General features: G+C 71.7%; 18 protein-coding genes. 8 read left to right on the forward strand and 10 right to left on the reverse strand.

Translation table 11 applies throughout. The annotated features are described in order from the left end of the window. Window positions 1–13: 13 nt before the first annotated feature. The 4 genes from H4W31_RS39995 to H4W31_RS40010 form a co-directional block, all read right to left on the reverse strand. Entirely contained in the window at window positions 14–1063 is a 1050-nt protein-coding gene (locus tag H4W31_RS39995) for a threonine aldolase family protein (RefSeq protein WP_318783664.1), read from the reverse strand. Next, window positions 1056–2462, reverse strand: coding sequence for a class II 3-deoxy-7-phosphoheptulonate synthase (locus H4W31_RS40000; protein ID WP_192771337.1), 1407 nt, complete (start codon window positions 2460–2462; stop codon window positions 1056–1058). Before H4W31_RS40000 ends, H4W31_RS39995 begins: the two co-directional genes overlap by 8 nt. Window positions 2463–2573: 111 nt before the next feature. After that, on the reverse strand, window positions 2574–3077 hold the full coding sequence (locus tag H4W31_RS40005; protein WP_192771338.1) for a hypothetical protein: 504 nt from the start codon (window positions 3075–3077) through the stop codon (window positions 2574–2576). Between the two features lie 127 nt (window positions 3078–3204). Further along, the gene (locus tag H4W31_RS40010; protein ID WP_192771339.1) at window positions 3205–6594 is read right to left on the reverse strand and encodes a S8 family serine peptidase; all 3390 of its coding nucleotides are present in this window, start codon (window positions 6592–6594) and stop codon (window positions 3205–3207) included. A gap of 277 nt (window positions 6595–6871) precedes the next feature. Between H4W31_RS40010 and H4W31_RS40015 the strand changes: the two genes are divergently transcribed. The 3 genes from H4W31_RS40015 (at window position 6872) to H4W31_RS40025 (ending at window position 9253) form a co-directional block, all read left to right on the forward strand. Then, window positions 6872–7345 (forward strand): SSI family serine proteinase inhibitor, encoded by a 474-nt coding sequence (locus H4W31_RS40015; RefSeq protein ID WP_192771340.1) that lies wholly within the window; start codon window positions 6872–6874, stop codon window positions 7343–7345. Between the two features lie 151 nt (window positions 7346–7496). Then, window positions 7497–8741: an MFS transporter gene (locus tag H4W31_RS40020; RefSeq protein ID WP_318783665.1), complete on the forward strand. Its 1245-nt coding sequence runs from the start codon at window positions 7497–7499 to the stop codon at window positions 8739–8741. Window positions 8742–8788: 47 nt separating this feature from the next. Next, entirely contained in the window at window positions 8789–9253 is a 465-nt protein-coding gene (locus H4W31_RS40025; protein WP_192771341.1) for an LURP-one-related/scramblase family protein, read from the forward strand. Between the two features lie 24 nt (window positions 9254–9277). Here H4W31_RS40025 and H4W31_RS40030 read toward each other — a convergent pair whose 3' ends face one another. Beyond that, window positions 9278–9946 carry a class I SAM-dependent methyltransferase gene (locus tag H4W31_RS40030; protein ID WP_318783666.1) on the reverse strand — a complete coding sequence of 223 codons (669 nt, stop codon included), beginning with the start codon at window positions 9944–9946 and terminating at the stop codon, window positions 9278–9280. 69 nt (window positions 9947–10015) lie between these two features. Then, a complete protein-coding gene (locus tag H4W31_RS40035) occupies window positions 10016–10684 on the reverse strand; it encodes a hypothetical protein (RefSeq protein WP_192771342.1) in 669 nt (222 codons plus the stop codon). 371 nt (window positions 10685–11055) lie between these two features. Between H4W31_RS40035 and H4W31_RS44975 the strand changes: the two genes are divergently transcribed. After that, window positions 11056–12546, forward strand: a complete 1491-nt coding sequence (locus tag H4W31_RS44975) for a DUF3825 domain-containing protein (protein ID WP_404825668.1) — start codon at window positions 11056–11058, stop codon at window positions 12544–12546. 134 nt (window positions 12547–12680) lie between these two features. Here the strand turns inward: H4W31_RS44975 and H4W31_RS40055 are convergent, their stop codons facing one another. Both H4W31_RS40055 and H4W31_RS40060 read right to left on the reverse strand, forming a co-directional pair. Next, window positions 12681–15026 carry an ABC transporter permease gene (locus H4W31_RS40055; RefSeq protein ID WP_192771343.1) on the reverse strand — a complete coding sequence of 782 codons (2346 nt, stop codon included), beginning with the start codon at window positions 15024–15026 and terminating at the stop codon, window positions 12681–12683. Beyond that, window positions 15023–15730, reverse strand: a complete 708-nt coding sequence (locus H4W31_RS40060) for an ABC transporter ATP-binding protein (RefSeq protein ID WP_192771344.1) — start codon at window positions 15728–15730, stop codon at window positions 15023–15025. Before H4W31_RS40060 ends, H4W31_RS40055 begins: the two co-directional genes overlap by 4 nt. A gap of 197 nt (window positions 15731–15927) precedes the next feature. Between H4W31_RS40060 and H4W31_RS40065 the strand changes: the two genes are divergently transcribed. Together H4W31_RS40065 and H4W31_RS40070 are read left to right on the forward strand one after the other, a co-directional pair. Then, window positions 15928–16740 (forward strand): sensor histidine kinase, encoded by an 813-nt coding sequence (locus H4W31_RS40065; protein ID WP_318783772.1) that lies wholly within the window; start codon window positions 15928–15930, stop codon window positions 16738–16740. 92 nt (window positions 16741–16832) lie between these two features. Further along, window positions 16833–17516 carry a response regulator gene (locus tag H4W31_RS40070; protein ID WP_404825746.1) on the forward strand — a complete coding sequence of 228 codons (684 nt, stop codon included), beginning with the start codon at window positions 16833–16835 and terminating at the stop codon, window positions 17514–17516. Window positions 17517–17645: 129 nt separating this feature from the next. Here the strand turns inward: H4W31_RS40070 and H4W31_RS40075 are convergent, their stop codons facing one another. After that, the gene (locus H4W31_RS40075; RefSeq protein WP_192771346.1) at window positions 17646–19271 is read right to left on the reverse strand and encodes a glycosyl hydrolase family 18 protein; all 1626 of its coding nucleotides are present in this window, start codon (window positions 19269–19271) and stop codon (window positions 17646–17648) included. A 275-nt stretch (window positions 19272–19546) separates the two neighbouring features. Here H4W31_RS40075 and H4W31_RS40080 point away from each other — a divergent pair, with 275 nt between their 5' ends. Then, window positions 19547–20035: a glutathione peroxidase gene (locus H4W31_RS40080; RefSeq protein ID WP_192771347.1), complete on the forward strand. Its 489-nt coding sequence runs from the start codon at window positions 19547–19549 to the stop codon at window positions 20033–20035. Window positions 20036–20098: 63 nt separating this feature from the next. Here the strand turns inward: H4W31_RS40080 and H4W31_RS40085 are convergent, their stop codons facing one another. Beyond that, the gene (locus tag H4W31_RS40085; protein WP_192771348.1) at window positions 20099–21067 is read right to left on the reverse strand and encodes a helix-turn-helix domain-containing protein; all 969 of its coding nucleotides are present in this window, start codon (window positions 21065–21067) and stop codon (window positions 20099–20101) included. Window positions 21068–21187: 120 nt separating this feature from the next. On the opposite strand from H4W31_RS40085, the gene H4W31_RS40090 reads away from it, so the two are divergent. Continuing rightward, on the forward strand, window positions 21188–25111 hold the full coding sequence (locus tag H4W31_RS40090; RefSeq protein ID WP_192771349.1) for a S8 family serine peptidase: 3924 nt from the start codon (window positions 21188–21190) through the stop codon (window positions 25109–25111). Window positions 25112–25373: the final 262 nt, after the last annotated feature.

Consider the following 25373-nt stretch of genomic DNA (forward strand, 5'->3'; position numbering starts at 1 on the left):
CGGCCCACCCCGGTCAGCGCCGGAAGATCTCCGTGAGCACCTCGACCGCCCGGTCCACCCCGGCGTCGTCCAGGTCGTAGTGGGTGACCAGCCGGGCGATGCGTGGGCCGAGCACCGAGACCAGTACGCCCCGCTCCCGAGCCGCCACGCCCAGCGCGGGGGCGTCGAATCCGCACTTCGTCAGGTCGAGCGGCACGATGTTGGTGCGTACCGGACCGGCCAGCACACCGAACGGGGCGAGCGCGTCGGCGAGCCGGGCCGCCCGGACATGGTCGAAGGCGAGCCGGTCGATGTGGGAACGCAGCGCGTACCGGCCGGCGGCGGCGAGCACGCCCGCCTGACGCATTCCGCCGCCCATCCGCTTGCGGATCACCCGGGCCCGCTCGATCCGCTCCGCGCTGCCGACCACCACCGAGCCGGCCGGCGCACCGAGCCCCTTGGACAGGCACACCGACAGGGTGTCGAACAGCTCGCCGTAGCTGGCCAGCGGCACCCCGTCGGCCACGTGTGCGTGCCAGATCCGGGCCCCGTCGCAGTGCAGCGCCACCCCGGCCTCGTCAGCGATCCGGCGCAGTTCGCGCAGGGTGCCGAGCGGGAGCACTCCCCCGCCGCCCCGGTTGTGGGTCTGCTCGACCGCGATCGCCCGGGTCGGCACCGCGTGGTAGCCGTCCGGCCGGATCATCGAGGCGACCTGTTCCGGATCGACGTCCGCGCCGGCCGGCGACCAGGTCCGCGAGGACACCCCGCCGTACGCGGCAGCGGCCCCGACCTCGTACGTCACCACGTGCGCGTCGGCGTCACAGAGCAGTTCGTCGCCCGGTGGCACCAGCAGTTGGATCGCGATCTGGTTGGCCATCGACCCGGTCGGGGCGAAGAGCGCCGCCTCGTGCCCGAACAGGGCGGCGACCTCGGCCTCGAGGGCGTTGACGGTCGGGTCCTCGCCGTACACGTCGTCGCCGACCTCGGCCGCCGCCATCTCGGCGCGCATCCCCGGAGTGGGCCGGGTGACGGTGTCCGACCGGAGATCGACCGGGGTGGTCGGGGTCGGGTCGAGGTCAGCCACGAAGCATCTCCGCCACCAGGAAGGCCAGTTCCAGCGACTGCTGGGTGTTCAGCCGGGGGTCACAGGCCGTCTCGTAGCGATCCGGCAGGTGTACGTCCTCGATCGCCTGTGCGCCGCCGAGGCACTCCGTGACGTCCTCGCCGGTCAACTCGACGTGCAGGCCGCCCGGATGGGTCTCCAGGCTCCGGTGCACCTCGAAGTAGCCGAGCACCTCGTCGACGATCCGGTCGAAGTGCCGCGTCTTGTAGCCGTTCGAGGACTCGTGCGTGTTGCCGTGCATCGGATCGCACTGCCAGACGACCTTGGCGCCGGACGCGGTGACCTTCGCCACGATCGGCGGCAGTACGTCGCGGACCAGACCGTTGCCCATCCGGCTGATCAGGGTGAGCCGGCCCGGGACGTTGTCCGGGTTCAGCTTCTCGCACAGCTCCATCGCCTCGTCGGGGCTGGTGGTGGGGCCGAGTTTGACCCCGATCGGGTTGGCGATCCGGGAGATGAAGTCGAGGTGTGCCCCGTCGAGCTGCCGGGTGCGCTCACCGACCCAGAGGAAGTGCCCAGAGAGCCCGTACGCCCGCCCGTCGGAGATCCGGGTCAGCGCCCGGTCGTACTCCAGGGCCAACGCCTCGTGCGAGCAGTAGAGGGTGACCGTGCGGAGCGCCTCCTCCTCGGTCAGCCCGCAGGCCCGGATGAAGGCGAGCGCCCGGTCGATCTCCCGGGCGATGGCCTCGTAGCGCTCCCCTGCCGGGGAGTTCCGGACGAAGCCCTTGTTCCAGTCGTGCAGCCCGTGCAGGTCGGCGAGCCCACCCGCGAGGTACGCCCGGAGCATGTTCATCGCGGCGGCCGAGTTGGCGTACGCCCGGATCATGCGCTGCGGGTCGGCGATCCGCGCCTCCGCCACCGGCTCCAGCGAGTTGATCATGTCGCCCCGGTACGCCGGCAGCCCCCGCGCGTCGGTCGGCAGCGAGCGCGGCTTGGTGTACTGCCCGGCCACCCGGGCCACCTTGACCACCGGAAGCGACGCCCCGTACGTCAGCACCACCGCCATCTGGAGCAGTGTCCGGGCGTTGGCCAGCAGGTGGCTCTCGGTGTTGTCGACGAACGTCTCGGCACAGTCGCCGCCCTGGAGCAGGAAGGCCCGCCCCTCGCAGACCATCGCCAGCCGCGCCCGGAGCTCGTCGACCTCGTAGGGCGCGACGACCGAGGGCACGCTCTGGAGGATCTTGCACACCCCGTCGACCTGGCTGGAGTCGGGCCAGGGCGGCGTCTGGGCCCGCGGCAGGTCCCGCCACCGGTCCAGTCCGAGAGCCTCGTCCTCGGCGGAATCCTCGGTCGGACGGCTGGTCTGCAACGCGGGACTGCCCACCGCGGGGTAGCTCAACTGATGCCACTCATGGCGCATGGACAGAAGCCTACGGCGACGCTCCGGCCCGCCCGGGTGCGAGGGGCGCCCGTCCGCTTGGTGGGAGTCCGCTCCGGCCGGTGATCCTGACCACTCCGGCCCTTGCTCCGGTCAGGCTCCGGCCGCCGGAGTCGGCTCACCGGACGGGGACGGCGGGGTGTTGCCGCCGGGCGCCTCCTTGGCGATGCACCACTGGCCGCCCGCGCGGGCCACCGTGAAGAGGATCTTCGTCGGGGTGGACCGGGTGCCGACCTTGACCGTGATCGAGGTGCTGACCTCCTGGTCGGCGCCCTCTGCCCGGACGTCGGTGATGGTTGCCGCGGAGACCGAGAAGTGCTTCGCGAAGTCACCGTTCGGGCCGGTGGCCGCCTGGTCGAAGGCCTCCTGCAAGGGTGCGCAGAGCTGCTCGCGGCCGTCCGCGACGCTCTTGGCCTTCATCGCGTCGAGATACGTCTGCACCCGCTCCCGAGCCCGGTCTGGACCATCGTCGACCGGGGTGGGGGTGACGTCCGGATCCTGCCCGAACACCTCGAGCAGGCCGCAACCGGTCAGGCTCAGCGGCAGCATCGCCAACACCATGGCCACGCCGGCCGCACGCCGCCGTACGACGAGCATCGCGCTCCTTCCGAAGGGGATCCCCACCCTAGTCGAGTCATCGACCAGCGGTCCGCCCCCACACCCCGGGCCGACGTGCCGGATCGGCCGGCAGGCCGCCGGCCGATCCGGTCACGTCGGCCCTGCCTCAGCCCTTCACCAACCGGTACGCCCGGATGATCGTCTGGTCCGTGGTGTTGCCGGCGCTGTCGGTCGCCCTGGCCCGCAGCGAGACGTACCCGCCGGACGCCGGATGGCGCAGGGTGAGCGTGCCGCCGTCGCCGGAGCGCCCCAGCTCCGCCCGCTGCCAGGTCTGCCCATCGTCGTACGACACGTCGACGCCGAGCGTCCGGACCGTACCGGCCGCTGAGCCGGGCTGCCGGAACACCGTCACCGGAAACCGGACCGTCGCCCCGGCGGGTGCCCCGTTGACCTCGTCCAGCCGTGGCTCGAACCGCACCACCGACACCGGCAGTGGGGTGTTGGCAGCACCGTTGCCACGGGACCGGAAGGTCCATTCGACGGAGGTCCGGGTGGCCAGGGTGGCTGGTGCGGCCCGCTGGGCCTCGTACCGGAGCCGGTAGCCCGCCTCGGCGGTCGGGACCTCGAAGCTGCTCTCCCAACCGTCCGCCGTGCCGATCAGTGCCCCGTTCCGGTGCAGCGTGCTGGTGTAGTCCGCGTTCTGGCCGAGCCCGAACCGGTCCACCGCGTCCGAGTAGAGCGACAGGAAGGTGTGGATGGTGTCACCGACCCGGGCCACCTCCTTCGGTTCGCCGTCGGGGATGTCGAGGCCGAAGAAGGCCGGGCCGAGCACTCCCCGGTTCCAGCTCTCCCGGTAGGTGACGCCCGCCCGGTAGCGACTCACCCCCCACAGTGAAGTCAACATGTCTCCCTGGTCCGCGCTGTACTCGAGGAAATCGTTCTGCCAGGTCAGTCCGGTGTCGGCGGAGTAGTACTCGGTCCGGGTGGTGGGCGGCGCGAAGCCGATGTCGGTGAGGAATCCGCCGCCGGGCAGATCGTCGGCCGCCGCGATCGCGGCGAACCGGCCACGCATCCCCGGCGTGGAGCTGGCGTACGAGTGCCGCACGGCGGCCAGGTCCTCGGGGCGTACGTTCCGGATGAACCCGGTGGGCAGCCGTCCCCGCTCGTACCAGGCCAGGCGGTAGCCGTACGGGCTGTCCGACATCCCGTCGACGCCGCCCCGGGCCCACTGGCTGCCGATCTTTGCCCAGACGCCGTCCCGCAGGTCAGCCGGGCCGAGCTGCGCGCTGTAGGTCCGGTCGAACGACTCGCCGAAAGTCAGCGTGGCGGCGCCGAGTTTGTCGTCGGTCGGGATGGTCGAGATCAGCTCGGCCAGGATCTGGCCGGCCGTCGGATCGGGCACTGTCACCTGGAGCGGTCTGCCCAGCCGGGCATCCAGGTTGACGGTCTGGTTCCCGGTCAGTTCCAGCCGGGGCCACACCAGGTGGGTCAGATCGCCGTCCGGACCGTAGATCCAGGTGTAGACCAGGTAGCTGCCCCGGGGCAGCCGCATCCGGCCGTTGGCGGGTACCGGAATCTCGGTCGTCTCGCCGTCGATCCGAAGCACCCCCGGCTGGACGTCGGTGGCCGGCGCGCCGTCCCGGCCGGTGTGTACCAGCGTCAGGTCGTAGCTCTCGATCTCCCGGCCGACCGAAACCGGGGTGTTCACCACCAGGTCTCCCGCGCTCGCCAGCAGATATCCGGCATAGTTGCCGTCCTGGGTACCCGGCCGGACGTCCGCGGTCACCGTGGTCTGCGCGGTCCCACCGGCCGGTACGGTGAGCCGGCTGGCGCCCAGGGTGAACATCCCCGCCGGGGCCGGCGTACCGGCCGGTCCGTCGGCCTGCACCGCCAACGCCAGCTGCACCGGCTGGCTGCCGCCGTTGTGGTAGGTGACGGTCCTGACGACCGGCTCGTCGTCGCCGTGCGGCCACTGGTGCAGCCCGAACGACACGCTGGCCGGAGTCGTCGTCACCGACTGCGTCATCGCCCGGCCCAGGTCCACCCGGCCGGCGCCCTGCCCGAAGACCCCGGTACCGGTCGACCGGCGCGCGGCGGCCATCAGCGTGCGCTTGAGCTGCTCGCCCGACCAGTCCGGGTGCTGCTGCGCCAGCAGCGCCGCCGCGCCGGCCACGTGCGGGGTCGCCATGGAGGTGCCCGAGATGGTGGCGTACGGCTCGCCGGGGCTGCCGAATCGGCCGTCCGCACCACGTGCCGCGGTGATGTCCACCCCCGGCGCGGTCAGGTCGGGTTTCACCGCGGCGGTCCCGATCGCCGGTCCCCGGCTGGAGAAGTCGGCGAGCGCGTCGGACCGGTCGACGGCACCGACGGCCAGCGCGGCCGGGGCACTGGCCGGCGAGCCGACCGACGCGTCGGCGCCGAAGTTGCCGGCGGCCACCACGAAGAGGGTGCCGTACCGGGCACTCAGCTCGGTGACCGCCTGCTCCAACGGGTCGGTCTCCGGGCCGTCCAGGCCACCGAGGCTGAGGTTGACGACCTTCGCCTGCCGCTCGGTGACGGCCCACTGCATCCCGGCCAGGATCCAGGAGTCCATGCAGCCACCGTCCACGCAGACCTTGCCGTTGACCAGGGTGGCGTCCGGGGCGACTCCCCGGTTGCGCCCGCCGGAGGCGGCTCCGTTGCCGGCCACCGTGGACGCCACGTGGGTGCCGTGTCCCACCAGGTCACGGTCGTCCTCGACGCCCTCGGTGAAGTTCTCGGCCGCGACGACCCGACCGGCCAGGTCCGGATGCTTCCCGTCGATCCCGGTGTCCAGCACGGCCACCGTCACCCCCGCCCCGGTGTAACCGGCCTGCCACGCCGCCGGGGCGCCGATCTGCGGCACGCTGGTGGCCAGTACGGGTTTACGGAGCCCGTCCAGCCACACCTTCCGGACCCCGCTGGCCGGGGCGAAGCCACCGGCGGTGACGCCCAGACTCCGCCAGAATCCTCCGGCGTCGCGCCGTTCGGCACGTACCGCGAAGGTGGCCGGGCCGGGCAGGGACCGCAGCACCCGTACCCCGGCCGGCGCGGCGGTCCGGACGGTCCGGGCGGCGGCGTCGTCGGCGTACGTCACGATCAACGGCAGGTCGGCGCGCCGGTCGTCGTACCCGCTGTCGAGCAGTGTGCTGACGTCGAACAGCCGGCGGTCCAGCAGGCCGTCGCGGAGCGGGCCGACCGCGTCGCTCGGTACCACCCGCAGCTGGTCGCCGACTCTGCTGCCCTGGAAGGTGACGTGCTCCCGACCGGGGCCACGGGTGACCGCCCACCGGGACCGGTCCGCGCCGTACACGGTGATCCGGTCACCGGTGACCAGGGTGACGGTCCGGACCGGTTGTGCCGACGACGCCTCGGCGGCGCGGTCCGGCGCTGCCGCCACGGCGTGCACCGCCCGCCCGCCGGTGGCAGGCTGGCCAGCCGCCGAGGCGGCGCCGGGGCCGCCCGCGGTGAGCTGCCCGGCGGTCAGGACGGCCACGGCCAGGCCCAGTCGGGCCACCGGTCGTCGACGGATCCTCATCGTTCTCCCCCTTCGGGCACTGCCAACGGACGGGTACGGAACCCGGTGTCACCCTTCTATCGGCACCGGGGTGGGAGTCGGTTGACAGTCCGCGTCGAAATTCTGCCGCGATCGCGCACGGCCATCGACCGAGCAACGTGGACGGAGCCTTCAGGTACGGCTGTGGCTGTCGATGCCACGCCGGTCGGTCAGCCCGCTGCGGCGACGGCCGGGCCGCCGCGCGCCGACCTGTGCGACGATACATTCGCATCGATCTTTGTCGATCAAAGGAGGCAACATGAGAAGGCTCGCCGCCGTCCTTGGCGCGCTCGTCGTGGGGATCGCCGCACCGACGGTGTCCGCCGGGTCCGCGCTGGCCGACGGACCTGTGCAGGCGTCCGGATCCGTGTCGGCGACACCGTCGGTCACCTCGCTGCACGTCGTGATCGGCCCACCCCAGGGACCTGGCCCCAGCAAACGGACCGAGCCGGTCGTCGTGCTGTTGCGCTGCGACGCGCCCGGCAACGAGCACCCGTACGCCGCCGAGGCATGCGCCGAGGTCGAGGCGGTCAAGGGCGACATCGACGCCATCCCGGCCGGCAACGCCGGGTGCGCGGGCGTGTGGCAGCCGGTCCGGATCAGCGTGAGCGGAGTCGTCGCCAACGAATTGGTGCAGTGGTCGGACGAGGTCTCGAACGAGGGCTGCGCGGTCAACTCGCACGGACACGTCTTCCGGCTGCCACTCGACGCCCCGCCCCGGGACATCGACTGATCCGACCACCCCTGTCGGGTACCAAGCGGGGGAAGGCCACCGGTGGCCCTCCCCCGTACTCCGGGTGACCAGCGACACCCTGGCGCAGCAGCCCCGCACTTCCTAGGGTCTAGCCGGGCGGTTACTGGAAACAATCCTTACCGGAGGACGGGTGCGGGCGGCAAGGGCGTGGCTGAGCGACACCGCCGGCGGGCTACCTGGGACCTTCTGGTACCTCTGGACGGGTCTGCTGATCAACCGGATCGGCGCCTTCGCCATGCTGTTCCTGCCGCTCTACCTCGCCGACGAACGTCAGGTCGGTGCCGCGCTCGCCGGCCTGGTCGTCGGGGCGTACGGGATCGGTGGCGTGGCCGGGGTGCTGCTCGGCGGGGTGCTCGCCGACGGGTGGGGCCGGCGGCGGACCCTCCTCGGCTCGCATCTGGCCGCGTCGGTGCTGATGGCCGGGATGGCGGTCACCACGAACCTGCCCGCCATCGCCCTGCTCGCCGGACTCGTCGGTGTCGCCCACTCGATGTCGGGGCCGGCGTTCGTCGCCGCGATCGTCGACGTGGTGCCGGCGGGCCGTCGGTCCCGCGCGTTCAACCTGCACTTCTGGGCCTTCAACCTCGGCATGGCCGGCGCCTCGGCCCTCGCCGGACTCCTCGCCGAGGCGAGTTATGTGGCGCTGTTCCTGATCGACGCGGCGGCCACCCTCGCCACCGCCGTCATCATCGCCTGGAAGGTGCCGGAAACCCTGGCTCCGGCCACGGTCCGGACCACCCCGGCCGTCCGGACCGGGCTGCGGACCCCGCTCACCGACCGCACCTTCCTGGCCTTCGCCGGGCTGACCTTCGTACTCGCCGTGCTGACCACGCAGACCTCGACGGTGATGCCGCTGGCGATGCGCGCCGACGGCCTGAGCTCCTCGGCGTACGGCCTGGTCGTGGCGCTGGGCGGCGCGCTCATCGTGGCCGGTCAGCTCTTCGTGCCCCGGCTGATCGACGGTCGCCGCAAACACCGGGTGCTGGCCTGGGCCACCGGGCTGACCGCACTCGGGTACGGCAGCCTGGCGCTGGCGGACCAACTTCCGGGGTACCTGCTGGCGGCGCTGGTCTGGACGATCGGCTCGATGCTCGCCGCACCGCCGAACGCGGAGATCAACGCCGAACTGGCCCCGGCTGCCCTGCGTGGTCGATACCAGGCGGTCTTCTACCTGACCTTCCCGGCGGCGGCGTTCGTCGCCCCGACGATCGGCGGGGTGAGCCTCCAGTACCTCGGCGACTGGCACTGGCTGGTGGTCGGCGGGGTCGGCCTCCTCGCGGTCGCCGGCCACCTCGTCACGGGACCACGCCGGGAGCGTCGGGTCGCCCTGCTGGCCACGACCGCCGTTCCGGTCGCCGCCGGGCAGGCCGCCTGAGGTCGACGCGCCCGCGCCGTCTTGCGTGGTCGGGCTAGCCTGACGGCATGTTGGAGGCCCGGAAAGTCAGCGTCTGGCGCAGCCGCTACGAGATCAGTGTCGACGGCCGGACGGTCACGACCTGGGACAACGCCTTCTGGAAGAGCGGCGGTAGCTTCGAACTGGATGGCCGGCACTATCAGGTACGCGGCAACTTCCTGGGCAACCGGTACGCCATGGTCGACGTGGACGACCGGATCGTCGCCTCGGCGGACCGGGTCGGCCGGAAGCGGTGGACGGTCGACGCCGACGGCGAGACCTACCAGTTCCAGCGGGCCTCGGTGTGGAGCCACGAGCAGGAACTGCACGCCAGGGGCGGCCGGGTCGGCTCGGTGAAACGGACCAGCGTCTGGCGTGGTGACCTCACCGCCGACCTGCCGGGGCTGTCGCTGCCGGTGCAGATCTTCGTCCTCGGGGTCCTCATCACCATGCTGGACCAGCAGTCCGCCGCCGCGGCGAGCGCCGCAAGCTGAGCGAGCGACCGCGACGACGGTGGGTCAGCGGCTACTGAACAGCAGATACCGCTCGTCGTCGATCTCCCGGCCCCAGAGACGGGACCCGCCCAGCACCTGTACCTCGGCCTTGCGACGGCAGCGCAGTACGAGTGCCCGACAGTCGGCTGCGGATAGCCCCGTACCGGTCGACCAGTGACCCTCGACCAGCACGAGTCGGCCCTGCGGCCGGAGCAGGCTGGTCCAGTCCGCCAGCACCCGATCGGGATCCGGCAGGGCCCAGAGGACATGCCGCGCGAGCACGACGTCGAAGGACGACCGCGCGAACGGAAGCTTCGCACCGTCCGCGAGGACGTAGTCGACGTGCACCCCCGCGCCGCTGCTCTTCTTCCGCGCCGCCGCCAGCATCCGGGGAGCGAAGTCGACGCCCCGCACGTCGTGCCCGGCCCTGGCCAGCAGCACCGACAGGCTCCCGGTCCCGCAGCCGACGTCGAGGACCGATGCCGGCGCGGGTGGCATGAGTGGCAGCAGCAACTCCGCCCACGCCTGCCGGACGTCGGGGTCCCGCAGGCCGTGATCGGCCTCTTCGTCAAAGGCGGCGGCGTGTTCGTCCCACAACTGTCGCGCTCCCCCGCTCACGGACGACGGCCCGCCGCGCTCGACCTCGGCCGGCCAGCCGAACCATCGGCGATCACCAGCCCTGCCGGATGCCACCCGTGGGATCGTCGTCCAGTCATGGCCGGAACCATAACGACGAGGTCCGACGCGTAGGGACCGGGACGGTTACCGCACGCCGTCGACCCGCTCGGGCAGGAAGGGCGCGAAACGCGCGGCCACGAGATCGGCGACGCTCCGTGCGTCCCTGGTCCCGTCGACCTCGATCACCGCGATGTTCAGACGTCCGGCGTTCCGTACCGCGTCCTCGGCGATCAGCCGGTCCCGCTCGATGCGGTTCCGCTGGGCGAGTCGGGGGTCGCTGACCCGGGACCCGACGTCGCCGGCGCGCGGAAGTCGGTCGAGCTGATGCTGTCGGAACTCCTCGGTGGGCACCATGACCACCATCCGGTCGGTCGATTCGGTGATCGAGGCGACCAGTTCCGGGCGTAGGCCCCAGCCGTCGGCCAGGATCGGACGGGGTGAGACCAGCGCCCGCAGGTCGTCCTGCACCCACTCGAAACGCTCGACGAACTCCGCCAGCGCCTTCCGCACCATCTCCGCCGGTGTCGCCTCGATCCAGATCGCCTCCGGATCCGGTTCGGTCGGCGCCTCGCCGCGTCGGATCCGTCGGGCGAGCCGGCGATCGTGATGGCCACGGGCGTCGTGGTAGTCGTAGTGGTAATGCGTCAGGCCGTACTCCTCGGCGAGAATTCCGGCCACCGTGGACTTTCCGGCCCACTGACCGCCGCCAATCCAGAGTGCGCGACGCAGGGTGCTGAACGGGTCCCATCGCATGCCTCAAAGCGTGGGACGACCAGAGCACAAGATCAAGTCTTGTTCTTCGATCGACGAAGTGGTCAACTGGGAGAAGAGGGATCGTGGTTCCGGCCGCCGATTCTCCCAACCGGCCAGCACGTTCCGGACAGATCCGAGAACGGTCGTGCGTACTCGACCATCGTTCGTCAATCACGACCTGACCCAGAGGCCGAGGGTCGGCGGACGGACGGGCCAACCACACCATCGCCCGTTGTGATCATGAGATCACAGCGGGTATAGATGACTCATTGCCGTGCGATCTGACGCACGAGTGAGTGGCCGCGCTCCGAAATGGCGTTGATTGGACGACAGCACGCTGCCGAGCACGATAGTTAATGTGTGGAGGGCTGATGCCCGAGGAGCAAGCAGAGATCCATCAGGGCACGATTGTCGAGTACGGAGTGAACGGCCCGTGGGGTCGAATTCGACTGTCGGACGAAACCGACGCGTGGTTCAACGAGGACATCGCATTCAGTGCGGCCGGCCGGATAGAGGTCGGCGAACAGGTCGAGGTGCGACTGCGTTACCAGGAGAAATCGCACCTGTGGGAGGCGACGAGGATCCGTCGGGCCAGGACCGCAGGGTCCGACGGGACGGACGGGGCTCTCCCGTCCGAACGGGCCGGCCAGCTCAGCGGAACCGTGCGAACCTTCAGCCCGGACAAGGGGTTCGGGTTCATCGGCCTGGACGGCAGGGCCGACGTGTTCGTCCACCAGAGCCACATAGTGGGCCAAGGATTTCGCTACCTACTGCCAGGGGAGCCGGTGGAGTTCGAGGTGGAGCACAACGACGCGAAGAACCGGCTTGAGGCCCGGAATGTCCGCGCACCTGCCGGTCGTGTCCGTGGCACCGTCAAGAGGTTCGACCACGCGAAGGGTTGGGGCTTCATAAAGCCCGATGACGGAAGCCCGGATGTCTTCTTCCACCACAAGAGCATCCTTGCCTACTCGAAGGCGGGGCGTACGACCGCCGAAGAGGGCGAGCAGGTCGAGTTCGAGTTGGAGACGCCGGACGGCGGTCGAATTCGCGCGATCCGGGTCAAACGCCAGGATTCGCGGCCGCCCCTACTCCGGTTCGCCGACATGGGCAACGAGGCTGACTGGCTGCTGCGGCTCGCCCAGAAGGCGGAAGCAGAGCCGTGGCAGCATGGGGACAAGCCCAATCCACACTCGAAGTGGCCGGTGCTCAAGAGCTACATCCAGCACACCTTCGCCCGTCTCGAACAGGAGGACCGCTCGAACCCAGGGCTGAAGATAGTCCTGGGCAAAGACGGCAACCGCCCCTACGCGTGTTTCAACACCGGGCTGGTGACACCGAACCAGGAAGAGATATTCGCGCTGTTCATCGGCAAGGATTCCGGCCGGGACGGCCGCCTCTGGCGACTCAACGGATTCCATGCGGCAAGCGACAACGCCATGCTGGGAAGGTTCGACCGGCTACCGGAACTGGCCTACTACTTCGACGACCCGTCCGTCCTGCTGTACGACCGGCGGTGCGAGTTGTACATGGACATCGACCATATCCTGGACGACAATATCGGCCGATTCCCCGAAGAGCTGCAAAGCCGCAAGTACCTGGCCCGCCAGTCACTCGAAGCCGCGCGTACGCAGACACAGCAGCGCGTCTACCGCAACTACAAGACCGCCGTGCCGCAGTTCCACCGCGGATCGGTGCAACTGTTGTTGCCGCTGTGCCTGTTACGGCCGAACGTCGCGGACCTGGCCCTGGTGGTGAGCCGCAACAACATGCAGTACCGGGGCGAGACCGTCCTGACGCTGGACATGGCGTACAACAACGCCCGACTGCTGTGCCGCCCGGACAGCGAATGGTTGAAGCCCTAGCGGAGCATCGACGTCCCGGACCTCGCTGACGGTGAGTGTGCGGGTACCCCGGCCGGCATCCGTCGGAGTGTCGACGCCCCTCCCCGTCGACGCCCCGATGGATGCCGGCCGGACGTTCCGGTCGGCCGGAACGGTCACTCGTTGTGCAGCACCTTGGCGATGCTCAGCCGGGCCGCCGCCCGGGCCGGGACGAACGCGCCGAGCATTGCGATCAGCACTCCCGCGAAGGCCAGTACGCCGAGCACCCACGGCTGCCAGACGTGCAGCAGGACCCGCGCGACGCCGACCTGTGCCGCGTCGGCGGCCAGCGGCACGATGAGGTGGTGCGCGACCACCCCGAGCGGGATGCCAAGCAGGCCGCCGGCCGCGCCCAGCGCCGCCATCGAGGTCACCATCATCGCCGTCACCTGCCGGGGTGTCATCCCGATCGACTTGAGCATCCCGAGGTCACGGCGGCGTTCCCTGGTGTTGAGCACGACGGTGTTGAAGACGCCGAGCGCCGTGACGGTCCCCAGCATCAGGGTCAGCGCCAACGCCAGGCCCACCGCGGCCACGGTGAACTCGTCGGTGCCGCCGTTGTCCCAGGCGTAGAGCCCCGGATCCGCCGCCCGGACCGCGTCGAGGTAGCCGGGCACGTCGGTCCCGGGCGCGAGCTGGATCTGGTAGAAGAACTGGTTGTTGGCGAACTGGCGGTCCGGTGCGAGGGTGGCCAGCGTCCCCCAGTCCGTGAGGAGCCCGGACGGTCCGGGGGCGCCCGCCATGGTTTCCCCGACAACGGTCACCACGCCCCGTCGGTCGTCGAGCGCGAGGGTGATCCGGTCACCGACGGCCAGCCCCCGCTCGCGAAGCAGATCCGAGGGGACGACGACCTCGTCCGGCCCGGCCAGCCAGCGTCCCTCGACGATCTGGTCCGGGTAGCTCTGACTGTCCACGTCCCCGCGAAGGAAGATCGCGCTCACCGGCTGGGTCGACCCGACGAGGGAGAACTGGAGATCCAGGTTGACGGTCACCCTGGTGGTGCCCGGCAACGAGCGCAGCAGCGCTTCGACCTGCGGATCGGTCAGCGCCGACCGGGCCACCTCCCGGCTGGACGGGTTCGGCCGTACCCCGACCGCGTCGTTGCCGTCCGTGAGGTCGGCGTACCTGGTCACCGTGCTGGCCAGGCCGGTCGCGAACGTCACCGTCGTCACGCCGATGAGCACGGCGGCCATGGTCAACGCCGTCCGGCCCGGTCGGGCGAACGGCAGGCCCAGGCCCAGGCTGACCGAGCGCGGCAGCCGGCTCCCACTCAGCCACCGTTGGATCCGCAGCCCCCGCCCGGTCCGGGACGCGCCGCCCGCGCTGATCGCCTCGGCCGCGGGCAGCCGGTGCGCACGCAGCGCGGGTACGAGTGCCGCGAGCACCACGACGGCCGGCACGCCCAGCAGGGCCACCACGTCGACCCAGACCGGAACGGCGGCGTCACCGGGCGCGAACAGCAACTCACCGTACGCGTTCGCGAGCAGCGGCTCGGCCGCGAGATTCCCGAGTACGGTGCCCAGCACGCAGCCGACGACCGCCGGAACGCAGACCATCACGAGGTAGACCGCGAGCACCTGCCCCGGGCTGAATCCGAGCGCCTTGAGGATCCCGATGTGCCGGAACCCGGACACCACCGCGCCACTGACCACGTTGCCGACGATCAGGACCGCCGCCACCAGGCCGAGCACGCCGAAGACCATCAGGAAGGGCACGTACACGCCCGGTCCGGCGGCGGCGGCCTCCTTGACCACGAGGTACGACTGCGCGGCGACCAACGCGTCCGACGGAAGCTCCCCGGTGACGGCGGCCAGGCCGGCGTCGATCTCGTCGCTCGTCACCGCGGCACCGAACCTGTAGAGCATCTGGACGGTGCGCGAACGCAGGGCCGTGGCCTGCTCGGGCGAGACCCAGGCGGCAGCCGTCTGGCCCAGGCTGTAGGCGTACCCGACGACGGTGAACGTTCCCTGGTCGGGGAGGTCGACCCGCTCGCCGAGCGGGAACGGCGAGGGGCGGCCCGAGTACGGCGGCGCCAGGTTGACCACGATCTCCCCGGCACCGGTCGCCCAGCGCCCCGCCCAGAGGTCGATCTGGTCCACCGGACCGCCCGGGTCCGCCCGGCCCACCACGGTGATCGGCCCCGACAGGAACGGAAGCGCGCTGTCGTCCGGCGGGATCTCCAGCACGGCCTGCGGAAAGGGGCCCGCGACGGCCTCGACGCCGGGCAGTCCGGCCGTCCGGGTCAGCTCTGCGGCCGCGACCCGGGTGCTGTCGAACGAGGCGACGACGTGGGCACCGCGCTGCGCCGCGAAGGCCCGCTCGAAGGGGGCCGAGGAGGCGTCCAGCAGCCCCAGCGCGACCACGATCGTCGCGGTGGAGAAGAGCACGACGAGACCGATGACCGTCGTCTGCAACCGGCGGCGGCGTACGGCTGCCCGGGCGGTCCGCCACACCGCGCTCATACGGCCCGCTCCAGGGCGCGTTCGCCGACCACCCGGCCGTCGGCGAGGTCGACCACCCGGCTGGCACACCGGGTGGCCAGGCGCTGGTCGTGGGTGACCAGCAGCAGCGTCTGGCCGATCTGGTTGAGGTCGAGCAGCAGGTCCATCACCTGCTCACCGGCGGAACTGTCCAGGGCACCGGTCGGCTCGTCGGCCAGCAGCAGCGCCGGCCGGTTCATCAGGGCCCGGGCCACCGCGACCCGCTGCCGCTCGCCGCCGCTGAGGGCGGACGGATAGATGTTCCGCCGGTCGGCGATGCCGAGTTCGTCGAGGAGTTCCAGCGCACGCCGGCGGGCCTGCCGGGCCGGGGTACCGGTCAACTGTCCGGCCAGCGCCACGTTGTCCAGCGCCGGCAGGTCGTCGAGCAGGTTGAAGAACTGGAAGATCATGCCGATCCGCTTGCGGCGGAACAGTGCCAGTCCGGTTTCGCCCAGCCGACCCAGCTCGTCGCCGTGCACGGTCACGCTGCCGGAGGTCGGGCGGTCCAGTCCGGCGATCATGTTGAGCATGGTCGACTTCCCGCAGCCCGACGGGCCCATCACGGCGACCGCCTCCCCGCTGAGGATCTCCAGGGACACGCCGTCCAGCGCGGTGGTGTCGCCGTACTCCTTGCGTACGGCGTCGAGTCGCACGACGACCTGTCCGGTGCTGTCTTCGCTGGTCATGGCTGAAAACTAGAGGTGGGGGCCCGGGCTCGGCATCAGCCCCCGGAGGTAACGTCCGGCCAGGTCATCCTGGGGATGTACGCCGCTGCTGCCCGGGGATGACGCGGATCGTGGCGGGTACTGCGAAGGTGGTCGGTGTGTGGGGATCCGGAACCGTCTGGCTGACCGTCGCGCTCGTGGCGGCCGGCGTGGCCGTGGTGTGGCTGGCGCTGGCGCTGGTCCGGGCGCGGCGGCTGCACCGACGGGCCCTCGGCGACCGGGGTTGGCTGTTCGAGCGGGAGCGCGAGAGCGCCGCCCGGATCGCGGTGGAGGCGGAGCGGGCCCGGATCGCCAGGGAACTGCACGACATCGTCAGCCACAACGTCAGCCTGATGGTGGTCCAGGCCGGGGCCGCCCGCGAGGTGCTCGCCACCCTGCCGGACGAGGCCTCGGCGGCGCTGTCGGCCGTCGAGGGCGCCGGACGGGACGCGATGACCGAACTGCGGCACCTGCTCGGCCTGCTCGCGCCGTCGCAGGACGGTGCGGAGGGAAGCGACGGCACCGGCCTCGCGCCGCAGCCGGGACTGGGGCAGCTGAGCCCGCTGGTCGACCGGATCGCGTTCGCCGGCCTGCCCGTCGAGGTACGGATCTCCGGCGAGCCCTACCCCCTGCCGGCCGGAGCCGACCTGACCGCGTACCGGATCGTGCAGGAGGCGCTGACCAACGCGCTGCGGTACGGCGACGGGGCGAAGGCCGAGGTGACCATCCGGTACGCGCACCGCTACCTGCGGGTGGAGGTGCTCAACACCGGCCCGAGCGTGCTCTCCGGCGGGCGGGACGGGTCGGCGGCACCCGGCACCGAACGTCGCCGGGGATCGGTGGACGATCCGCCGGGCGACGGCACCGGGGCGGGACGTGGACTGCTGGGGTTGCGGCAGCGGGTCGCGGTGCACGGCGGTGACCTGGACGCCCGGCGACGCCTCGGCGGCGGCTACCGGGTACGCGCCCGGATCCCGTTGGACCGGTCGTGACGGCGTCCGGCGGTCGGGCGACGGTCGGGACCGAGCCGGTGCCCCGGATCCTCATCGTCGACGACCAGGCCCTGGTCCGGACCGGCTTCCGGATGATCCTCACCGCGCGCGGGCTGGACGTGGTGGGTGAGGCCGCCGATGGCGGCGCGGCGGTGACGGCGGCGCGGGAGCTTCGGCCGGATGTCGTGCTGATGGACATCCGGATGCCGAACATGGATGGTCTACAGGCCACCCGGCGGATCCTGGCAGAGACGCCGGAGAGCCGGGTGATCATGCTGACCACCTTCGACCTCGACCGCTACGTCTATGCCGCGTTGGCGGCCGGAGCCAGCGGTTTCCTGCTCAAGGACGTCACGCCGGAGCACCTCGCCGCCGCCGTGCGGCTGGTCAGCACCGGGGACGCCCTCCTGTCCCCCTCGATCACCCGACGACTCGTCGAACGCTTCGCCGCCAGCGACGCCAGATCCGGCGGCAACCGGGCGGGCGACGACAGGTCCGGTGGCGGCGGTGCGGTCGGGGCGGGGTACGCCGCCGGGACCCGCACCGCCGCACACCGGGACCTCGCCGCGTTGACGCCCCGGGAACTCGAGGTCCTGACCCTGCTCGGCCGGGGTCTGTCCAACACCGAGCTGGCGCACCGGCTGACGCTGAGCGAGGCGACCGTGAAGACCCACGTCGCCCGAATCTTCGCCAAGCTCACCCTCCGGGACCGGGCCCAGGCCGTCGTCCTCGCGTACGAGACCGGACTCGTGGCACCCGGCGACGCCGACCGCTAGGGCGTGTCTCGCGGATCTCGGTGGAGCGAGGCGGAGTCCAGGCGGCGATCCGGCAAGGCGGTACGGCACCGGGCCCCGGCCACCTCGTGAGTGGCCGGGGCCCGTCCGCTCCCCCCGCGGATATCCCGGTTAGCGAAGACCGTTCGAGATGGCGCTGATCAGCTCGCCGTTGCTGGTGTCACCGGAGAGCTCCCAGAAGAAGGCGCCGCCCAGCCCCTGACCCTTGGCGTACGACATCTTGCCGCCGATGGTCGCCGGGGTGTCGTAGCTCCACCAGTTGTTGCCGCACTTCGCGTACGCCGTGCCGGCGATGGTGCCGGTCGCCGGGCAGGTGTTCTTGAGGACCTTGTAGTCCTCGATGCCGGCCTCGTAGGTGCCCGGCGCCGCCCCGGTGGCCGTACCGCCCGGGGTGGCCTGGGTGACGCCGGTCCAGCCCCGACCGTAGAAGCCGATGCCGAGCAGCAGCTTGTTGGCCGGCACGCCCTTGCTCTTCAACTTCTGGATCGCCGCGTCGGACCAGAAGCCCTGCTGCGGAATCCCGTTGTACGAGGTGAGCGGCGAGTGCGGCGCCGTCGGGCCCTGCGCGGCGAAGGCGCCGAAGTAGTCGTACGTCATCGGCATCAACCAGTTGAGGTTGTTGATCGCCCCGGCGTAGTCGGCCGCGTCGATCTTGCCGCCGTTGCTGCCGTCCGCGGTGATCGCGGCGGTGACCAGTGCGGACGAGCCGAACCGGCTACGCAGCGCGGAGACCACGTTCTTGAACGCGTTCGGGCCGCTGGCGTCGCAGGTAAGTCCGCACGCGTTCGGGTACTCCCAGTCGACGTCGATGCCGTCGAAGACGTCCGCCCAGCGCGGATCCTCGACCAGCGCGTGGCAGGACTCGGCGAACGCGGCCGGGTTCTGCGCGGCCTGGGTGAAGCCGCCGGACCAGGTCCAGCCGCCGAACGACCAGATCACCTTGAGGTTCGGGTACATCCGCTTGAGCTTGCGGAGCTGGTTGAAGCTGCCCCGCAGCGCACCGGCGTCCCAGGTGTCGGCCACCCCGTCGACGCTCTCCGCCGCCGTGTACGCCCGGTCGTAGTCCGCGTAGCTGTCCCCGATCGTGCACCGGCCGCCGGTGGTGTTGCCGAAGGCGTACAGGATGTGGGTCATCTTCGCGGCCGAGCCGCTGGTGTGGATGTTCTTCGCGTGGTAGGCCCGCTGGTAGACGCCCCACTGGGTGAAGTAGCCGACCACCTTCTGCGCGCCCGGGTTGGTCGGCGGCGGGGTGGTCACCGGCGGCGTGGTCGGTGGCGGGGTCGTCGGCGGCGCCGTGGTGGGCCGGACGGTCGTCGGAGTGGCGGTCGGCGTGGTTCCGCCGCCGCAGGCGGTTCCGTTGACGGTGCAGTTCAGCGGCGCCCGGTAGCCACCTGAGCCGACGTAGCCCCAGGTTGCCGAGGCGCCCGGGGCGAGCGCACCGGCCCAGCTCTTCTTGACCGCCACGTACCGGTCGCCGCTACGGGTGACGTCGGCGTCCCAGGAGCTGCTGACGGTGGTGCCGGCGGGCAGGTCGAACTCGACCCGCCAGGTGCTCACCGACGCGTCGGTGCCGTTGGTGACGGTCACCTTGACCTCGTGGCCGGAGCCCCAGTCGGAGCTGACGGCGAAGCTGGTGGTGAGGCTGCCGGCACCGAGAGCCGCGGTGACGGGGACCGCGGCGACAACCACCGCGGCCGCGACGCCGGCCCAGAGCGCCCGGCGGATGGATCTCCTCATGGTGGCGTCTCCCTGTTTAATTAATAGGAAACTTTCCATTTAACTGAGGCGACGCTACTCAGCGGTACACCGCTTCGTCAAGATGTCGATGTTTCGATTTCCCGCCGGCCACGGCCCGGTGCGGTCGGCAGCGCCGTAACCGGTACCAGCGGGCCGCCCGACCGGTAACCTCGGCGCAGGGCCGAGTAGCCTCGGCGCGTGGCAGAGCGAAGCGAGGGCATCGACCGGCCCGGCCCAGTGGGTCACCCCGACGACGAGCGCAGCGAGGAGACGAGATGACCGTCTTCGACACCGAGATCGGAGCGCTGACCGGAGGCTTCACCGATCTCGGTCAGTTCCGCGGCAACGCGCTGCTCGTGGTCAACCTCGCCTCACGCTGCGGGCTGACCCCGCAGTACGTCGGCCTCCAGGCGCTGCACGAGGCCTACGGAGAGCGCGGTCTGACCGTGCTCGGTGTGCCCAGCAACCAGTTCGCCGACCAGGAACCCGGCACACCGGCCGAGATCGCCGAGTTCGCCCGGTCGAACTTCGGCGCGACCTTCCCGATGACCGAGAAGATCGACGTCAACGGTCCGGACCGGCACCCGCTCTACGCCGCACTGGTCGACGCCCCCGATGACGGCGGGCACTCCGGTGACATCCGGTGGAACTTCGAGAAGTTCCTGGTCGCGCCGGACGGCACCGTCGTCGCCCGGTTCGCGCCCCAGGTAGAGCCGGAGGCGCCGGAGGTCGCCGCCGCGATCGAGACGGTGCTGCCCCGGTAGTACCTGCCGGCTGCCCCGACGCCACAGCTCGTCCGCGCCTCGGCGGGGCGGCGGCGCGGCGGGTCAGAGCCAGCCGCGCCCGTGCGCCTGCCAGCCCAACTGAAGCCGGGATCGCGATCCGGTGCGCTCCATCAGGATCTGCACCCGGCGTACGACCGTACGGCGGCTGATCCCGAGCCGGGCGCCGACCGCCTCGTCGGTGAGGCCGGCGACCAGCAGCGAGAGCAGTTGCCGGTCCTCGGCGGAGATCTCGGCGGCCCCGGCCACCTCCGCCAGGCCGACCGATGACAGGGGCGTCGCCTGCGTCCACACCGTCTCGAAGAGCGCGATGAGGGCGTCCAACAGACCGCACGGGTGCACCAGCAGTGCCGCGTCGTGCGCCGACGCGCTCCAGGCCAGCGGCAACAACGCCAGTTTGCGGTCCGCGACCGCGAGCTTCGTGGGTAGCGCCACGGCGAGCCGGGCCCGTTCCCCGGAGCGGATGTGGGCGGCGACACTGGCCGTGAACTCGGCGTCCTCCAGCGCCGTGCTGTCGTACACCGCCCGATAGGACACCCCGGCGGCCTCCCGATCGAGCTGGGTGGGGTTGATCGACGTCGGGATCGCGTACGGCGGCGCGACCAGCACCCGCATCTCCCGGCGGGCGGTCCGTTGCACCTGCTCGAAGGCCCGACCGACGGCGGCCCGCCCCGAGACGATCTCGATCAGATCCTCGGTACGCCGGTTGGCGGCCCTGCCCCGGGCCTCGGCCGCGATCCGGTGTGCCGCCTCCCGGGCCAGCTCCAGCTCCGCGTACCGGCGTCGGATCAACTGTTCGACGGCGAGGTCCGGCGGCACCGGCACGACCCGTTCGCCGGGCGGCGGGGTGCGGTGTACGAAGCCCTCCCGTTCGAGGACGGCGACGACCCGCCGTACCCGGGCCTCCGTCAGCCCCATCCGGTCGGCGAGGTCCACCACCCGGGCGCCGCCGTGCCGGATCAGCGCGAGGTAGGTCGCCTCCTCCACCGCGCTCAGCCCGGCGGATCTCAGCACGGACGGAACCTCCTGGCTCATCTGCGTCATGGCGCAGCTGCGCTCACTCTAGATCTTTCCCCTCGCGGTGACGAAGTGTGACGCTGCCTGAGCATCCAGAGGCACGTCAAGGGAGACTACGTGGCCAAGCCACTACGGACGGTCGCCATATTTGTGGTCGCCGTCGCCATCCTGACAGCCGGCGCTCCGCCGGCCGCCGCCACACCGGACGGTGGCGCAGTCACGCCAGCGGCGCCGGGCGCACCGGTGGCGACCCACACCGTCACCCTGGTGACCGGCAACGTGGTCCGGCTCTCCACCTTTCCCGACGGCCGGCAGGTGGCCGAGGTGGACGATCGGGGTACGCCGAGGGGACTCGGTTTCCAGCTGTCCGAACGCGACGGTGACGTCCACGTCACGCCCTACGAGGCGCTGCCCCTGGTAGCCGCGGGGCGGCTCGACCCGGCCCTGTTCAACATCACCGATCTGGTCGCCGAGGGCTACCACGACGCGGCCCGCTCGACGCTGCCGCTGCTGCTCACCGGAGCGCCCACCGCACCGGGGCTGCGCGCCGTCGCGCCGGCCACCCCGACCGGGGCCACCCGGCAGCGCGAACTGTCCAGCATCGGCGCGGTCGCGGTCCGCGAGGAGAAGTCCCGGGCCCGCGACTTCTGGACCACCATCACCGGCGGTGCCACCACCGCCGGGAACCGGCCGAAGGCCGGCCCCTCGAGGTCCGTTCCGGCCGACCCGCCGACCCTCGCCACCGGGTTCGACAAGATCTGGCTGGACCGCCGGGTCCGGGCCGACCTGACCGAGAGCGTGCCGCAGATCGGCGCACCCGCCGCCTGGCGGTCCGGGTACGACGGCAAGGGTGTCAAGGTGGCCGTCCTGGACAGCGGCTACGACCCGACCCACCCCGACCTCGCCGGCCGGGTGAGCGGCGCGGCGAGCTTCACCGGTACGCCCGACACCACGGACCGGTTCGGCCACGGCACCCATGTCGCGGCCACCATCGCCGGCAGCGGCGCCGGCCGTCAGCCCAGCGGCAGCGCCGGTCAGCAGCAGGGCGGCAACGCCGGTCGTCAACCCAGCGGCGACGACCCCGGGTCGGGGCGGGACGGCAGGGGGCAGGACGGCAAGGATGTCGGTGGCAAGGGTGTCGCCCCCGGGGCGGAACTGCTGATCGGCAAGGTGCTCGACGACACCGGTTCGGCCGACCTCTCCTGGGTGATCGCCGGAATGGAGTGGGCGGTGCGGCAGGGGGCCAGGGTGGTCAACCTAAGCCTCGGCGGCCCGGCGGCCGAGGGCCCCGATCCGGTCACCGAGGCGCTCGACGCGTTGAGCGCCAGCTCCGGCACGCTCTTCGTGGTGAGCGCCGGCAACGCCGGCCCCGGCCGGCAGACCGTCGCCACCCCGGGTACGGCTGATCGGGCGCTGACCGTCGGCGCCGTCGACGGGCGCGACGGGATCGCCGACTTCTCCAGCCGGGGGCCACGGCTCGGGGACGGCGCCGTCAAGCCGGAACTGACCGCCCCCGGGGTCGGAATCGTCGCGGCCCGCGCCGCCGGCACCACCCTCGGCGAGGTCGTCGATGCCGACTACACCTCGATGTCGGGAACCTCGATGGCCGCCCCGCACGTCGCCGGGGCGGCGGCCCTGCTCGCCCAGCGGCATCCGGACTGGCGGGCCGAACAGCTCAAGGCCGCCCTGGTCAGTAGCGCCACCGAGACGCCCGGTACGCCGACCTGGACCCAGGGCGCCGGCCGGGTCGACGTGGCGGCGGCGCTGGACCAGGAGATCAGCATCGACACCGCGACCGTCACCCTCGGAAAGATCCCGGCCGGTACGCCGCCCCGGACAGCCACCGTCAGCTACCCGAACCCGGGCCGCCGGCCGATCACCCTCACCCTGGCCGCCGAGGCCCGGGACGTGGGCGCCAGCAACCGGCGGGCGGTCCTCGGCGTCACACCGAGCCGGCTCACCATCCCGGCCGGCGGGCGGGCCAGCGCGGTCGTACGCCTCGATCCGACCGCCACCGTTCCGAACCTGTACGCCGGCCTGCTGACCGCCCGGGGCGGCGGCGCGGAGCTGCGTACCCCGATCGGTTTTCATGTGGTGCCGCCCACCCGCACCGTGACCATCGAGGCGGTCGCCCGGGACGGGGGTGCCCCGGCCGACTTCTACAGCCGCAGTCAGCTCTGGAACCTGGACACCGGCGAGACGTTCTGGGCGCACTTCGCCGACGGGCGGCCAGCCACCGTGGCGGTGCCGGCCGGTCGGTACGCCCTGACGACGTTGGTGATGAGCACGGCCGAGTCGGGCTCTCCGAAGGACGCCGTGCTGCTCAGTGAACCGGAGCTGACCGTCGAGTCGGACCGGACCGTGCGCCAGGACGCGCGGACCGCGAAGGAGATCCGCGTCGACACCCCGGACGAGACCACGATGGAAAGGGTCGCGCTGGTCTGGCAGCGCGACACGAAGGCGGGGTCGCTGCTGATCGGCGAGTCGGTCAATTCGGATCAGATCCGCCGGGTGTACGCCGGGCCGACCCGTCCGGTGTCGACCGGCAGCTTCCAGTTCTTCAGCCGGTGGGATCTGGCCGCCCCGATGCTCACCGCCCGGGTGACCGGTGCCGGCGGTTTCGCCGTGCCGGAACTCCAGGCGGTCGAGGGCGCGCCGCCGCTGGACGGACGGTCGACGGCCCGTCTGGTCGACGGGGGCGACGGTACCCCCGCCGAGTTGGCCGGGGCCGGCGCCCGGGACGGGGTCGTACTGCTCCGGCTCGCTGCCGGCGGCGACGAGGAGCCGGGCATCGCGCAGTTGCGGGCGGCCGGCGCGGCAGGCGCGAAGGCGGTGATCCTGGCGGGGCCGCTCCCGGGCCACTACTACATGAACGGCAACGTCTCGACGGTCGCGGCGTACGGCGTGGACGCGGACGTCGCCCGGCGACTGCGGGACCGGCTGGCCAGCGGGCCGGCGACGATCGACCTGGACGCGGTGGCGCGGTCGCCGTACCGGTACGACCTGCTGCTGCCGGAACTGGACCGGATCCCGGAGGACCTGCACTACACGGTGCGGGATCTGGCACTGGCCACGGTCGAGTCCGAGTTCCACCAGCACACGACGGAGATGCTGGCCCGGGAGACCCGGGCCGGTTACCCGGACGGCGTGATGACCGGGTTCGGCTTCAGCCGCAACATCACCGAGGCGCATCGCCGGACCGACCGGATCAGCACCCGGGGCGTCGCCTGGCGGAGCAGCGCCATCATCGAGGCGTACGACGTGGGCCGGCCGCAGGGGCAGATGTACGGGCCGTTGCGGGCGTACCGGGCCGGTGACCGGGTGCGGGAGGTGTGGTTCCCGGCCCTGACGCGTCCCGCCCTGCCCTCGGGGGTGACACCGGATCACGCGTACGGGCTGCCGGTCAACCGGGCGCACGACGCGATCCGGGTCGCAGTCCCGCAGTACGCCAACGGTGACGCCACGGCGTACGGCTGGATCGACGGCCGCTCCGACCGGACCGAACTGACCCTGCGCCGGGCCGGTACCGTCGTCGGCCGGAGCACCGGCTCGGCGGCCCAGTTCACGGTGCCCGGCGGCAGTGCGCGGTACGAGCTGCGGCTCGACGTGACCCGCGACCAGTTCGCCGGGGAGCAGCCGTGGTGGACCACGTCCACGGCGACCTCGACGATCTGGACGTTCCGCTCCGGACGGCCGCACGGCGACCAGCCGGCGGTGCTGCCACTGCCACAGGTGCAGTACGACCTCGACACCGACCTGACCAACGCGGTCCGGGCCGACCGGCCGTACGGGTTGGTGTTGCGGCCGGGGTACCAGCCCGGAGCGAAGGGGCCGGGCCGGTTCACGGTGGAGGTGGCGGTGTCGTACGACGACGGGGCGCACTGGCAGGCGGCGCCCGGCCGGGGTGACCGGGAGATCGTCGTGACGGTGCCGGCCGCACCCGCCGGGGCGGAGTTCGGCACGCTCCGGATCACCGCCCGGGACCGGGACGGCAACGGCATCGCGCAGACCATCACCCGGGCCTGGCGGGTGACCCGCTGACCTGAGCACGCTGCCGGGAGAGGTCGGGCCCGGGTCGGTGGATGCCGGCCCGGGCCCGATCCGCGCGTGAGGACGGTCCACATCCGATATACGTAACGATTAAGTAACCCTGTGTGGCGAGCTTGCGGGCCCGGGATCGGCTCGGGACCCTTTCAACGGCCCAATGGTCCGCCGACCATCCCCCGCGATCGCTCCCGTCCGGACGGACCGCCAGTGCGACATTCCGGGCCGTCGGGCCGCTACCGTGCCCGCCACACTCAGG

It is taken from the genome of Plantactinospora soyae, assembly GCF_014874095.1.
Classification (GTDB): domain Bacteria; phylum Actinomycetota; class Actinomycetes; order Mycobacteriales; family Micromonosporaceae; genus Plantactinospora; species Plantactinospora soyae.

Coding starts and splice junctions, on each gene's coding strand:
- H4W31_RS40000 (WP_192771337.1), bottom strand. CDS start 2,462: ATGCGCCATGAGTGGCATCAGTTGAGCTACCCCGCGGTGGGCAGTCCC.
- H4W31_RS40005 (WP_192771338.1), bottom strand. CDS start 3,077: ATGCTCGTCGTACGGCGGCGTGCGGCCGGCGTGGCCATGGTGTTGGCG.
- H4W31_RS40010 (WP_192771339.1), bottom strand. CDS start 6,594: ATGAGGATCCGTCGACGACCGGTGGCCCGACTGGGCCTGGCCGTGGCC.
- H4W31_RS40015 (WP_192771340.1), top strand. CDS start 6,872: ATGAGAAGGCTCGCCGCCGTCCTTGGCGCGCTCGTCGTGGGGATCGCC.
- H4W31_RS40025 (WP_192771341.1), top strand. CDS start 8,789: ATGTTGGAGGCCCGGAAAGTCAGCGTCTGGCGCAGCCGCTACGAGATC.
- H4W31_RS40035 (WP_192771342.1), bottom strand. CDS start 10,684: ATGCGATGGGACCCGTTCAGCACCCTGCGTCGCGCACTCTGGATTGGC.
- H4W31_RS44975 (WP_404825668.1), top strand. CDS start 11,056: ATGCCCGAGGAGCAAGCAGAGATCCATCAGGGCACGATTGTCGAGTAC.
- H4W31_RS40055 (WP_192771343.1), bottom strand. CDS start 15,026: ATGAGCGCGGTGTGGCGGACCGCCCGGGCAGCCGTACGCCGCCGCCGG.
- H4W31_RS40060 (WP_192771344.1), bottom strand. CDS start 15,730: ATGACCAGCGAAGACAGCACCGGACAGGTCGTCGTGCGACTCGACGCC.
- H4W31_RS40070 (WP_404825746.1), top strand. CDS start 16,833: ATGATCCTCACCGCGCGCGGGCTGGACGTGGTGGGTGAGGCCGCCGAT.
- H4W31_RS40075 (WP_192771346.1), bottom strand. CDS start 19,271: ATGAGGAGATCCATCCGCCGGGCGCTCTGGGCCGGCGTCGCGGCCGCG.
- H4W31_RS40080 (WP_192771347.1), top strand. CDS start 19,547: ATGACCGTCTTCGACACCGAGATCGGAGCGCTGACCGGAGGCTTCACC.